9 protein-coding genes are annotated in these 13,149 nt (G+C 70.3%); all 9 read right to left on the bottom strand.

Features of this window, described 5'->3' with window-relative positions:
- Positions 1 to 1,410, bottom strand: a complete 1,410-nt coding sequence (locus tag OO71_RS01595; RefSeq protein ID WP_051790910.1) for a YlbE family protein — start codon at positions 1,408 to 1,410, stop codon at positions 1 to 3.
- Positions 1,407 to 2,885, bottom strand: a complete 1,479-nt coding sequence (fdrA, locus tag OO71_RS01590; RefSeq protein ID WP_033287797.1) for an acyl-CoA synthetase FdrA — start codon at positions 2,883 to 2,885, stop codon at positions 1,407 to 1,409. Before fdrA ends, OO71_RS01595 begins: the two co-directional genes overlap by 4 nt.
- A gap of 98 nt (positions 2,886 to 2,983) precedes the next feature.
- The gene (locus OO71_RS01585; RefSeq protein ID WP_051790909.1) at positions 2,984 to 4,243 is read right to left on the bottom strand and encodes a M20 family metallo-hydrolase; all 1,260 of its coding nucleotides are present in this window, start codon (positions 4,241 to 4,243) and stop codon (positions 2,984 to 2,986) included.
- A 36-nt stretch (positions 4,244 to 4,279) separates the two neighbouring features.
- Positions 4,280 to 5,662 carry a dihydropyrimidinase gene (gene hydA / locus OO71_RS01580; protein ID WP_033287796.1) on the bottom strand — a complete coding sequence of 461 codons (1,383 nt, stop codon included), beginning with the start codon at positions 5,660 to 5,662 and terminating at the stop codon, positions 4,280 to 4,282.
- Positions 5,659 to 6,522 (bottom strand): amidohydrolase family protein, encoded by an 864-nt coding sequence (locus OO71_RS01575; protein ID WP_051790908.1) that lies wholly within the window; start codon positions 6,520 to 6,522, stop codon positions 5,659 to 5,661. Before OO71_RS01575 ends, hydA begins: the two co-directional genes overlap by 4 nt.
- Entirely contained in the window at positions 6,522 to 7,907 is a 1,386-nt protein-coding gene (locus OO71_RS01570) for a hypothetical protein (protein ID WP_156096118.1), read from the bottom strand. The genes OO71_RS01575 and OO71_RS01570 overlap by 1 nt, the downstream gene beginning before the upstream one ends.
- A gap of 39 nt (positions 7,908 to 7,946) precedes the next feature.
- The gene (locus OO71_RS01565; protein ID WP_084144658.1) at positions 7,947 to 9,398 is read right to left on the bottom strand and encodes an MFS transporter; all 1,452 of its coding nucleotides are present in this window, start codon (positions 9,396 to 9,398) and stop codon (positions 7,947 to 7,949) included.
- A 165-nt stretch (positions 9,399 to 9,563) separates the two neighbouring features.
- Complete coding sequence (locus OO71_RS01560) at positions 9,564 to 10,991, bottom strand: amidase (protein ID WP_051790907.1); 1,428 nt, start codon at positions 10,989 to 10,991, stop codon at positions 9,564 to 9,566.
- A complete protein-coding gene (locus OO71_RS01555; protein WP_033287794.1) occupies positions 10,988 to 12,295 on the bottom strand; it encodes a cytosine permease in 1,308 nt (435 codons plus the stop codon). The genes OO71_RS01560 and OO71_RS01555 overlap by 4 nt, the downstream gene beginning before the upstream one ends.
- Positions 12,296 to 13,149: the final 854 nt, after the last annotated feature.

Raw genomic sequence — 13,149 nt, 5'->3', positions numbered from 1 at the left:
TCAACTCTCACCGGGGAACGCGCGGAGGGCGGCGAGGAAGCAGTCGACCGGCATGTGCGTGATCCCGGCGCCGATCTGCCCGATACCGGGGGTCCGGTGCGCGATGCCGGTGGTGATCGCAGGCCGGATGCCGGAGTCGAGGACCGCGCGGACGTCGATCCCGACCGGGCTCCCGGCGAACTCCAAAGCGGGCAGCTGGACGTCCCGATGCCGCCCGACGGTGATGGCTCCCATGTCCACACTCGTGCGAACCGCGTCCTGAGTGGTCCCGCCGACGAACCCGACGATCGCCGGAGCCGCGGCAAGCGCGAACCCGCCGAGGCCGTACACCTCGGCAATCGCACTGTCGCCGATGTCCGGATTCGCGTCGCCGGGGCCGTAGCCGGGGAAGTACAGCCCGTCGACCGGCGGCGCGGGCGCGGTGAACCATTCCTGGCCGAGGCCGCTCACCCGCAGCCCGACCTCGACGCCGTTGCGCGCGTACGCAGTGACCACAGTGGACCGATCGACCCCGTGCCCGGCGGTCATGGCGAGTTTGCCTGCAGCCATGGAGAAATTGAGGAACCAGTAGTCGTTGCCCGCGAGGAATTCGAGAGCCTCGATGCCGCCGAGGTCAGTCTGCCGGGCGAGTGGCGCCGCAAGCTGACGGGTGAGCAGCGCGCTCGCGGCGTTGTTGCGGCTGTGGCACTCGTCGCCCATCTGGACGGCTTGCGCGATCACCGTCTTGAGGTTGATCGGCTCGGCCAGCGACCGCACCGCGGCCTGCAGGCTGGGCCCGAGGCGGTCGCTCATCCAGCGCAACCGGTGGAGCACGTCGTCGCCGAGCGCGCCGTACCGCAGGCACCGGCCGCGGCCCTCGTTGAGGTTCGAATACGCCCGGAGCCCGGTGACTGCGTCCTCGACCACGATCAGTGGCTGTGACGCCGAGATGATCCCGGCCATCGGCCCGACCATCGCGAAGTCGTGGCAGGGCGCGAACTCGATCTTCCCTGTGGCAGCAAGCAGTTCCGCCCGCTCGGGCGTGTCCGCCCACCCTTCGAGCAGGGCCGCCCCGAGCACGGCCGCCCGCATCGGCCCGCACATCCGCTCCCAGCCGATCGGCGGCCCGGCGTGCAGCAACAGCCGCTGCTCCGCCAGCGAGGGCAGCACCTCCGCCGCCGGCCGAACGTCCACCCATCTCGGCTGCACCGCCAGGACCCGCTCGAGCACCCGCCGGTTGGCGTCGTCGATCGCCGGGTCCCCCACCAGACTGGCAAGCTTCCACCCCAGCGCGGCATCTCCGGCCGCCGGAGGCCGCCAGTCGAGCTCGGTGACCTCGGCTCCAGCGGCCTGGGCCGGTGCGGAGAACTCCGCGAGGCCGACGTTCACCACCGTGAGCCTGGGTGCCCGCAGGAGATCACCGACGCTCACGAAGCCGCCCCCATGGCCGCCTCCGTCAGATGCTCCCCGGCTAGCTGCGCGGCCTCCGTGCTGCTCCGCGCCACCATCGCACCCGCATCCGTCAGTTTCCGTTGCTGCTCGGCCAGCCCCTGCGGGTCACCCGCGGTACCGACCACGAACGCGACCACCTGCGGCGTCATCGCCGCGATGGCCGGGGCCAGCGCGCCCGCCGGGTCGGGACCGGCCCCGTGGCCGAGCACGACGTCCAGCAGGACCACCGCGGTCTCCGGATCGGCCGCCGCCGCACGAAGGAAGTCCAAGCGGCTCGTCGGGTCGATCATCGGATGGGGGCGGCCGACGGTGAACGCGTCGTCGCCGAGGTCGAGGATCAGGTGCGAATCCGGCAGTACCGGCGGCGTCCCCGGCAGGTACCGCTCGACCGCCGAGGCGACCTCCCCCAGCACCGGTCCCAGGATCGCCCTCGCCTCGCAGGCGAAAGTCCCGCCCGCGAACAGCGCCCGCAGCAAGCGGCGGTTCGCCGGGCGCACGACGTCGCGGCGCAGAGCTGCCGGCGGCGTCACCCCCAGCGCCAGCCGCAAGGCAGCCCCGGCAGCTTCGTCCAAAGTGGACACGACGGTCACCCCCGCCACCGAAGCCGCACCACCGAGGAACGTCGCCACCACCGGCTTCCCCAGCCCGGAAGCCCGCCGCAGCACCAGGTCGGCCACCGAAGGCGCCGGGGGCTTCGAGATCAGCACGATCACGTCCGTGCCCGGGTCGGCCGCCAACGCGTCCAGAGCGTCCAAAGTGGACAGTCCACCGACGTCCGCCGACAGATCCCGTCCCCCGACTCCCAGGACCTGGCTGACCCCGGCACCCCAGGCGTCCAGCAAGGTGGACACCTGCTGCAACCCGGTCCCGGAAGCGCTGACCAGCCCGATCCGGCCCGGCCGCACCACGTTGGCGAACGCCAGCGGGACCCCGTTCAGGATGGCAGTCCCGCAGTCCGGGCCCATCACCAGCAGCCCTCGTTCGTGGGCGTACCGCTTGAGCCGGACCTCGTCGCGCACGTCCACGTTGTCGCTGAACAAGAACACGTGCAGACCCAGCCGCAGTGCTTTGAGTGCCTCGGCTGCGGCATACCGACCGGGAGTGGAAATCACTGCCAGGTCGGCGGTATCCGCCACCGCGGCAAGGGTGCGCGGCGCCGGCAGGTCCCCCGGCACCACGGCGGGCCGGTCTTCCAGCAGCTCGCCCGCCGCGGCGAGTACCGAGTCCACCAGGTCGTCGTCGCAGTCCACCGCGACGATCAGGTCGTTCGGACCCGCCGCGCCCGCCTCCGCGGCGAGCAACCCCGCGTCGGCGAGCACCTGCCGGTTCGGCTCGGTCGCCATCAGCAGGCTCGCGGCACGTACCCCGGGGCGCGCGCCGAGCGTGGCCGCGGTCCGCATGAGAACGACCGAGTCGAAATACGAATTCGGGAAAACGATGTTCCGGGCCGTCATCTGCCCCACTATGGCCGGGACCGCACCCGGCGTCATCGGCAGCAATTGCCAATCGTCACCGCGGAGATCCCGGCGCACCCTGCCAGCCGCTGCGCAGTTCACGGGCGGGCGTCGAGCGAGCACATCGTGGCGGCCAGCAGCCGCACGCCGTGCACGATGTCGCCGAGACCGGTCGCTTCCTCCGGGCAGTGGCTCCGGCCGCCCTTCGACGGCACGAAGATCATCCCCATCGGGCACCACCGCGCCATGTGCACCGCGTCGTGCGTCGCCCCGCTCGGCACGGCTTCCCAGGCTATCCCCGCCGCGCCGGCTTCCTCCGCGATCACGTCCTGGATCGGCTTCGACGCCTGCACCACCTCGTTGTCGGTGATCCAGTCGAGGGAAACATCGACCCCGCGGGCTTGCGCGGCGGCGATGATGTCACCGGCCAGCCGTTCCCGCGCCGTACCGAGCCATCCGGTGTCGACGCTGCGCATTTCCGCGCGCAGCTCGATCAGCTCCGGGACCACGTTGGGCGCGGCCCGCACGTTCGCGGCCTCGCTGGCCGTCGCGACGCCGTGCACCGGCGCCCCGCATCCGGTGCGCTCCACCGCGAGCACCGCCTCCGCAGCAGCCACGAGTGCATCGCGCCGGTCCCCCATCGGCCGGGTCCCCGCGTGATCCGCCTGGCCGCGGAACGTCGCGAGGAGCCGCTCGATCCCGGCAATCGCCGTGACCACCCCGATCGCCGCCCCGCGCTGTTCCAGCACCGGCCCCTGCTCGACGTGCAGTTCCACGTACCCGTGCACCGGCCGCCGCCGCAGCCAGTCCTCGCCGAGCGCCGCCGACGGATCGATCCCGAACGCGGCGAACTGCCCGCCGAGCGCTGCTCCGGTGCCGTCCTGCCGGTCGAGGTCGGCGCGGGTGAGCTCCCCGGCCAGCGCGCGGCTGCCCAGGCAGCTCAGCCGCCAGTCGTTGGACTCCTCACCCAGGAAATCGACCACCACCAGGTCGCGATCGAGCTGCCTGCCGGACTCCCGCAGCAGCCGCGCGACCTCGATCGCGCCCAGCACGCCGACGATGCCGTCGAACCGGCCGCCGCCCTGCACGGTGTCCGTGTGCGACCCGGTGATCAGCGCCGGAGCCGCCGGGGACCGTCCCGGCAGCACCCCGACGAGGTTCCCCGCACCGTCCCGGCGGACCTCGAGGCCCGCGTCGCGCATCCGCGCCGTGACCCACTCGCGCGCCAGCCGGTACGGCTCGCTGAACACCCGTCGGGTCCAGCCGAGGTGGTCCGGTTCGCGAATCTCCGCCAGCTCGTGCAGATCCCGCGAAATCCGCTCCCGCACCGGCTCGAGCCGGGCGATTCCCTGTGTCATGATGCCCCTCCGTTCCCGCGCCCCGGCCGGGACGCGCTAAAGCGCAGCGCGCTCGACGAACCGGCCGCGCCCGGCCGAACCGACGAAGACGCCGTCACGGCAGATCAGCTCGCCGCGCGAATAGACCGCCTTCACCGCACCCGGGACGGTCCAGCCCTCGTACGGCGTGTAGTCCATCCGCTGGCGCTGCGTCGCGGCCGAAATCGTGGTGGACCCCTGCGGATCGAGCACGACGATGTCGGCGTCGAAACCCGGCGCGAGCTGGCCTTTCCCGGTGAGGCCGAACTGCCGGGCCGGGGTGGTCGCGGTGAGATCGACGAACTTGGTCAGCGAGATCCGCCCGCGGGCGACCCCTTCGCCGTACAGCACGAGCATCCGGTGCTCGACGCCCGGACCGCCGTTGGGGACGAGCCGGAAGTCGTGCTCGCCGAGCCGCCGCTTCTCCTCCAGGCAGAACGGGCAGTGGTCGGAGCTGACGACGCCCAGCGACCCGGCCCGCAGGCCGCGCCACAGCGCGTCGCGGTGTTCCTGCGTGCGCAGCGGCGGCGTGAGCACCACCTTCGCGGGTTCGAAACCCGGCCGGTCGTAGAACTCGCGGCCGAGCGTGAGGTAGTGCGTGCAGGTTTCCCCGGCGATCGCCCAGTCCCGCGACTGCGCTTCGGCCACCGCTTCCACCGCGCCCTCGGTGGAGAGATGCACGAAGTACAGCGGCGCGTCGGCCATCCGCGCGATGCGGATCGCCCGGCGCACCGCCTCCACCTCGGTGGACGGCGGCCGCGCGACCTCGTGGTACTCCGGTCCGGTCTTGCCAGCGGCCACCAGATCGGCCGCGAGCCGGTCGATCACGTCGCCGTTCTCGGCGTGCACGCACACCTGGCCGCCGGTGTGCCGCGCCTGGCGCAGCACGTCGAACATCTGGCCGTCGTCCAGCATCAAGGTGCCGCGGTAGGCCATGAACACCTTGAAGCTGCTGACCCCGGACTGCACGATCTCGCCGAACTCGCCCACCGCACCCGGGTACAGGTCGGTGATGCACATGTGGAACCCGTAGTCGACGACTGCCTTGCCGCGGGCCTTGGCGTGATGCGCTTCCAGCGATTCGAGCAGGCCGTTCCCCTTGGGCTGCATGGCGAAATCGACCACCGTGGTGGTACCGCCGACAGCCGCGGCAATGGTCGCGGACTCGAAGTCGTCGGCCGTGACGGTGCCCATCATCGGGGAGTCGATGTGCGTGTGCACGTCCACCCCGCCGGGCACCAGCAGCATGCCGCCGACGTCCACCCGTTCCACGCCGTCGAGCGGCAGGTCGCCGAATTCCCCTACCGCCGCGATCTTGCCGTCCTTGACCAGGACGTCACCGCGCACTGTGGTGGTGCTGGACACCACCGTGCCGCCGCTGAGCACGCTGTAGCCGGTCATGCGATCGCCTCCCGGGTCCGGTTCTCCGGTGTGCTGCGGACGTCCGGGAACCCGAAGACCCGCTCCGCGTTACCCCGCAGCAGCAGGTAGAGCACGTCGTCGGCGAAGCCCAGCTCGGCGACTCCGGCGAGCGAATCCGCCTGGTCGAGTGCGGGTTTGTTGGTGCCCCACAACACCTTCGTACGGCCTTCCCCGGCGATGAACCGGGTCAGCTCGGCGGGCCAGAGCCGCGGGTGGACGGCGTCCGCTCCGATGTGGACGTTCGCGTGTTTTGCCGACACCGCAACCAGTTCGCGTTCCCACGGGTATCCCGTGTGGATGGCCACGATCCGCAGATCGGGAAAGTCGACGGCAATCCGGTCGAGGGTTTCCGGCCGCCCGACGTTGCGCAGGTTGCGCTGCAGTGCCTCGCCGATCTGGATCTCGATCGGCACGCCGAGCTCCACGCATTTGGCGTAGAACGGGTAGTACTTCCGGTCGTCCGGCGCGAGCCCGAACCAGTGCGGATAGCTGTGCGCGCCAAGGAACCCGTACTCGGTCACCGCGCGTTCCAGCTTCCGCACGCCCTCGGTGATGTCGCGGGGATCGATGCCGCACGCACCGTACAGGCGGCCGGGCCAGCCGGCGATGAAGTCGCGCGTGTACTCCGCGGGCACCTCCCAGGTGCCACCCGCCTGCGAGCAGACGATGGCCTTGTCCACCCCGGCGTCGTCCATGGCGGCCACGAGCTGGTCCGACGTGAAGAGCTTGTCCCAGATCCCGAGCCCGGTCTGCACCTCCATCAGGCCGGGCGTGCGCTCGTAGATCGGCCGCGTGTCGGGGGTGAACGGGAAGACGATGACGTCGATCGGCGCGGTCATCAGGCACCCGCCCCGCGGAGGCGGCGCACGGCCGTGCCCACCGCTTCGAGGTTCGGCATCGTCATCTCCGCGTAGTTGCGCGACGCCGTGATTCCGGCCGCGCCGCCGTCGACGGCTGCCTCGACGGCTGCCTCGACGTCCTCCGGAGTCGTTGCCGGGCAGCCCTTTTCGCGGATGTCGACGCCGATCGCCGCGTACACCGGCAGGTCACCGGCCAGGCTGTTGCGCACGATCTCGACCCCGGTGCGCACGTAGTCCGCCGGCAGGCCGTCGCCCATCGCCGGGAACTTGACGTCGAGGTCGAGGCCGACCATGCGCATCAGCCAGCTGCAGGCTTCCTCCGGTGTCGCGCCGGTGAGCGGGCCCTGGCTGAGCTTGGTCGCGAAGTCCTGGATCCGGTGGCCTTCGGCGAGGTGGTACAGGATCGGCCGCAGGAAGTCCGCGGACCTCGTCCAGTCCCAGGCATTCCACTCGGTGCGCAGGAGCGGGTCGATGAAGTAGTAGTGCCAGAGGCCGAGCCCGAACGGCCGGTCCGGCGCCAGCCACTTGGCCAGTCCGTACATCTCGCGGTGCAGGCCGAGGTACGCGCGGGTCCAGCTGCGTTCCCAGGCCAGCACCTCCGGGTACTGGAGCAGGCCGTCGATCATCCGCAGCGCGAACCCGTCGCGTTCGGTGCTCGAATCCACCTGGCCCCACATGGTTTCGAGCACCGCGCGGTACGCGGTGGCGGTGCGGTCGAGGTCGATCCCGTCCGCGGCCGCGACTTCCTTGCAGTACGGGCAGAAGCACCCGACGGACTCCCCCATCAGCGCGCGATGCAGCGGGCCCCAGCGCTCGACGCCCCAGGCGAACCCGTCGAAATCGTGCGTGGCGTAGAAGTCGGTGAGCAGCGAGCGTTTCCACAGCCGGTAGTCCGGGTTGTTGACGCACGGCAGCTGCCCGACGCGGCCCCACGGGTCGATCTCGAGGAGCCGCGAGAAGCCGGGGACGTGCGTCTGCGTGCCGCCGGTGCTGGTGGTCTCCAGCATGTAGCCGTACAGGTCGAGGCCGCGGCTGCGGGCGCCCGGGCCGACCGCGTCGAGCACGTCCAGCCCGTCGAACAGCGAACCGGACGCGCGGAAGCCGGACACCGGCAGGCCGCGGTAGTACTCGTCGTGCGTGGTGACGAAGGTACCGCCGCTGTTGCCGTGCGGCCCGCGGACGCCGTGCCCGGAATACTCCGCCGGGCGCTCCATGAGCTCCGGGTTGAAGGTGTGCACGGTGACCACTGCCGCGGTCGCCGCCGCTTTCTCCTGCGCCGCGTCGAGGACCACGTCGACACCCTCGTCGGCAAGGCTCACCGGGTTGATCTGCATCCCCACGAACCACTTTCCTTGATCCTGCACAGTCCGTTCTCCTCCTGCCCGGCCGAGCCGGGCCGTTCGTCAGGCCGCCCGGTGGGCGGCGTCCTCGTTCAGCGGCCTGCCGTGCGTTTCCGGCGCGAATACGGCCAGGCAGGTCATCACGCCGTACATCACCGCGACCATCCCGAAGAGCCCGGCTTTGCCGAGCCCGGTGAACACCCCGCCCGCGATCGGGACGAGAATCGCGCCCGCGCTGAGATTCACGGCCAGCAGCACCGAGGTACCGAAAGCGCGAATCCGCGTGGGGAACAGTTCCGGCGACCACGCCCAGATGGTGGTGTTGAGCGTGAGCACGAAGAACTGGAAAGCGAAACCGGCGAGAATGATGGCGACCGATCCGCGGGCGAGCCCGAATCCGATCGCCGCGATGCACGCGATGATACCACCCGGAATCGCGACCATCCGGCGGCGGACGCGATATCCGAGATATGATGCGGCAATCGCGCCGAGCAATCCGCCGAAATTGATCACCATGGTGAACAGCAGGCTGTTCGCGATGTCGTACCCCTCGTCGGAAAGGACCGTCGGCAGCAGGCTGAGCACGATGTTCTGCGCACCGAAGGTCATCCACGCCGCAATTCCCACGGTGAGCGTTCCGCGCAGCAGCCGCCGGGAGAAGATTTCCCGGAACCGGACCTTCTCCCGTTCCGGAACTGCCGAAGCACCCTCGGAAAGATACGGCGTGACCGGGATGTCCCTGGCCCGCAGGTTCCCGTTCGCCAGCCGCGACAGGACGAGGTTCGCCTCCTGCACCCGGCCTTTCGACAGCAGGTAGCGCGGGCTTTCCGGCAGGTACCGCCGGTAGTACAGGATCAGGATGCCGGGGATCACCAGCAGCCCGTAGAACCATCGCCAGCTGGTCGCCGTCCCGCCGAAGAACTCGCCGAACACCCCGAGCACCAGCGCACCGAAACCGTACGCGGTCGGGTTGCCGAGCCCGCCCGCGCCCACGTTGTACATCGCCACCGAGCTCGCGCGGAACTTCGTCGGCGAAACCTCGGCGAGCAGCGTGATCCCGATGGCGAGCTCCCCGCCGAGGCCGATGCCCACCACCACGCGGCCGATCATCAGCACCGCGAGATTCGGGGCCAGCGCGCACACCAGCGCGCCGAGCGAATACAGCGCGAGGTTGGCGACGATCACGTACCGCCGGCCTTTGACGTCGCCGAGCATTCCCGCGACAATTCCGCCGACGACCATGGCGAACAGCGTCGCCGTGACGAGCAATCCGATCTGCGTGGTCGAAATGTGCCATGCCTGCTGCAGATTCGGCCCGACCGCGCCGATGCTGTCCTGTTCCCACACGTCGAAGAACCCGCCGGCGAGAACGAGGAACAGAATTGTCTTGTGGGCGCGGGTGACGCCCATCGAATCGAGTGCGCCGGTGAGTGCGGTCCAGCCTTTTTCCCCGTCGGCCGGACGGGTCGTTCCCGCTGCACCGGCGGTGCCGGATACGGGTTCCGTGGGGTCCATTTCCGAGGTCTCCTCGCCGCTGTTCCCGTCGGTCCGATGTCGCGGAATGCGCACATTCCGCGACATCCTGCAGAAACTATGCGTCGTGCGGTGAATCTGTCACCGGCAGCCGATGCCAGCAAATGCGACCGGCGCTTGGCGGGAAGTGCCGGTGGATCGGAGGGGTCAGTGCCCGGTCAGGGGCCAGGACCCGCGCCAGTCGGCGGCGTCCTGGAATGCGGCCGCGGCGCCGAGCACCGAGGCGTCGGCGAGGTGCCGCCCGGCGATCTGCAGGCCGACCGGACGCCCGTCGGAAGTCCGTCCGGCGGGTACCGAAATCGCGGGCTGACCGGTGAGGTTGAACGGCAAGGTGAACGACGTCCACGCGAACTGGCTCACCGCGACGCCGTCCACTACCTCCGGCCCGCGGACGTCGAGCGGGAACGGCGGGACGGTCAGCGTGGGGGTGACGAGGAATTCCCAGTCCCGCATGAACCGTGCCATCGCGTTGGCGAAGGCCTTGCGGCCGACGATCGCGTCGGTGAGTTGTTCGGCCGTCCACGAACGGCCGATCACGTCGTGCACGTCCGGGCCGAGTGCGCTCGCGTCGAGGCCGCGCAGGCCGGTGAGGTCGGTGTCCAGCGCGACGGTGCCCCAGAACGCTTCGAACGGATCGGCCCAGCCCGGTGAGGTCTCCTCGAAGGTGGCGCCGAGCGCGTCGGCGAGGGTGCGGGCGGCCTTGCCTGCGATGGCCCGCACCTCCGGATCCACTGCCACGTAACCGAAATCCGGGCAATAGGCGATGCGCGGGCCCGTTGTGCGGTACTCCGGCGCGGAAGTCCAGCGGACGTCGTCGCACGGGATGCTGTGCCGGTCACGCGGGTCCGGGCCGGCTATCACGGACATCAGGAACGCCGCGTCCTCGACGCTGCGCGCAAGCGGTCCGATGTGTTCGATCGACTCCCAGCCGGAGAAGCCCGGATATCGTTCGTCGCGGCAGCCCGGGTACAGCGGAACCCGTCCCATGGAGGGTTTGAAGCCCACGATTCCGCAGTGCGCGGCCGGAGCGCGGACCGATCCCCCGCCGTCACTGCCCAGCGCGAACGGACTGGCCCCGGCAGCGACCGCGGCCGCGGAACCGGCGCTGGACCCGCCCGGAGTCAGGTCCGGATTCCACGGGTTCCGGGTGGTGGGGTGCAGCGGATTGTCGCTGAGCGCCGTGAAACCGAACTCCGACACGTTCGTCTTGCCCACCACGATCGCCCCGGCCGCGCGGACGCGCTCGACCACCACGTCGTCCTCGCCGGGAAGGAAATCCCGGTACGGCTTCGAACCGCCGGTGGTGCGGAGGCCGCGGGTGAAAAGCAGGTCCTTCACCGCGATCGGCACGCCGGCCATCGGTCCTGGGCCGGTACCGGCGGCCAGCAGCCCCTCCTGACGGCGCGCTTCGGCCAGCGCGGCATCCGCGTCGACCTCGGTGAATGCGTGGATCACCGGGTCGACGGCCTCGATGCGGTGCAGCGCAGCGGTGACCAGCTCGGTCGGGGAAACGTCCTGCCGCGCGACGAGCCTCGCCTGCTCGACCGCGGACAGCTGCCACAGCTCGGCGGTCATCGCGCTTCCTCCATTGTGGACAGTTCGGCGGGTACGCGGGCAGTGGTGACTGCCGCCAGCCCGGCGTACGCAAGAGCCGCGGCGACCATGCCGACCACGGTTTCCCCGGCTTCGGGCGCGAGATAGTGCACCAATCCGGCCGCGATTGCGCCGATCGCGTACGCCGCAAAGGCAATCGCCGAGCTGACCGTTTCGCGGCGCTTCGCCGCCCAGAGGGTTGCGATGATCATCACGGCACCGATCGGCGGGACGAAGACACCCAGCAAATTCAGCCAGTCGACGAAGTGGCTCCAGACGCCCGCCACCGCGGCGACTGTCGCGACGGCGCCGAGCACAAGACACAGCGTGCGCATCTTGCGCCCCACGAGGTTGCTCCAGCCGAGCGCGCCGTTGTACAGGCAGTGCGCACACACCGAACCGAGGCTGACCAGCACGAACACCAGCGCGAGAATCGTGACGAGCGCGCCGTGGCCGTGCGCCATCACGGGCACGAAGTTGCCGCCGGTCACCGCCGGGTTGCCGATCACCCCGCACGAAACGACGACCGCCCCCGCGACGAACGCACAGATGTTGGCGAAGGGGAACGCGGTGGCCGTGGCGAGCAGCGCGTGGCGGCCGTTCTTGGACCAGCGGGTGAAGTCAGCGGTCATGGTGCCGGAGTCGGCAAAGGTGGCGATGACCAGCGTCGCCCCCGCGCCGAGGCTCATGGTGCCGCCGCCAGCGCCGGGGTAGTTCCAGATGTCCGTGCCGCTGACCCCGCGCATGGCCAGCGCGAGCGTGACGCACACGGCAACGACGAACAACGGCGCGGCGAGCATGCCGAGCACGGAGAGGCTACGCACGCCGAGCACGGTGATCCCGACGAACACGAGACACGCCACGAGCGTGACGAGCCGTTCGTTCCAGCCGAAGGTCTCGTGGATCGTAGAGCCGGTGGCGCCGCTGTTGAAGGCGAACCAGCCGATGACGACGGTAGCCAGGAACCCGGCGACGATCCGGTACCCGACCCGCCCGAACACCCGCTCGGCGAGCATGGCGAAGTTCCAGCCGGTCTTGCCCGCGAGGTAGCTGAGCGCACCGACGTAGACGAACAGCACGACGCTGCCGATGAGAATCGCCAGCAGGGCTTGCCGGAACCCCATCATCGCAGCGAGCACCCCACCGAAAATGCCCGGCACCAGATTCAGCGGAAACCCGAACCACACGGCCGCAACCGACAGCAGCGACTTCCGCTGCGCCTCCGGCACAGGCTCCCGCTCGAACTCCTCCTCCAGCGAAAACCCGGCTTCCGTACCCTTGCCCACGACGGCCTCCAGTCCTCCGCCCCGACGGCGGCAACTTACCCCTCACCACACTGAGATGGGAGGTGCGCTAACGATTGCGCAATCGTTAGCAGGCTAGGTCTGAGGACCGAGCACGTCAAGGGGCAAGGGGAGGGGTGAAGTGGGCTGGCCACAGCTGGGTGACCAGGGCTGGGCGGCCAGGGCTTGGGCTTGGGCTTGGGCTTGGGCTGACCAGGACTGGGCGGCCAGGGCTCGTGGGCTGGCCGGAGCCGAACTGAACCGGCTGGACCGGGTCGAGCAGAGGCTGGCTGGGCCGCACTGGGCGGGGCTCCCCTGGCCAGGACTGGGCTGGACCAGGCGGGACTGGACGGGGCAGGGCTCGGCTGGGCTCGGCTGGGCGGGCAGGCAGGCAGGACTGGCCAGGACTGGGCTGAACCAGGCAGGGCTGGGCAGGGCAGGGCTGGGCTGGCAGGACTCGGCTGGCCTGACCGGCCGGGAGGGGCCAACCGGGCTGAGCTGGACGGGCCAGGGCCGAGCGGGGCGGGGCGTGGCTGACCGGGGCGGGCCGGGATAGGACGGGCTGACCCAGCACGAGCGGCGCGGGCGACGGAACATGACAGACCGGGCCAGACAGCGCCGACCAGGGATGCAAGAGCCGAGGCCGGACACCAACCGGAGATCAGCGAGACGAGGCCGGCCACCCAACCAAGAACCAGCGGCCGAGGCCGGACACCCAACCGAGAATCAGTCCGTGAAGGTTCCCTTCACGGACTCCAACCTGGATCCACCGGTGTTTGTGGTGTTGTAGGCCGTGTCTGGACGGGCAGATGCCCTCTGGCCTGGGATGATTGTTCTTGCGACAGAGCAATTGTCAC

The organism is Amycolatopsis jejuensis (assembly GCF_000717335.1).
GTDB classification, from domain to species: Bacteria; Actinomycetota; Actinomycetes; order Mycobacteriales; family Pseudonocardiaceae; genus Amycolatopsis; species Amycolatopsis jejuensis.
This window is presented reverse-complemented; position numbering and strand designations above follow the sequence as displayed.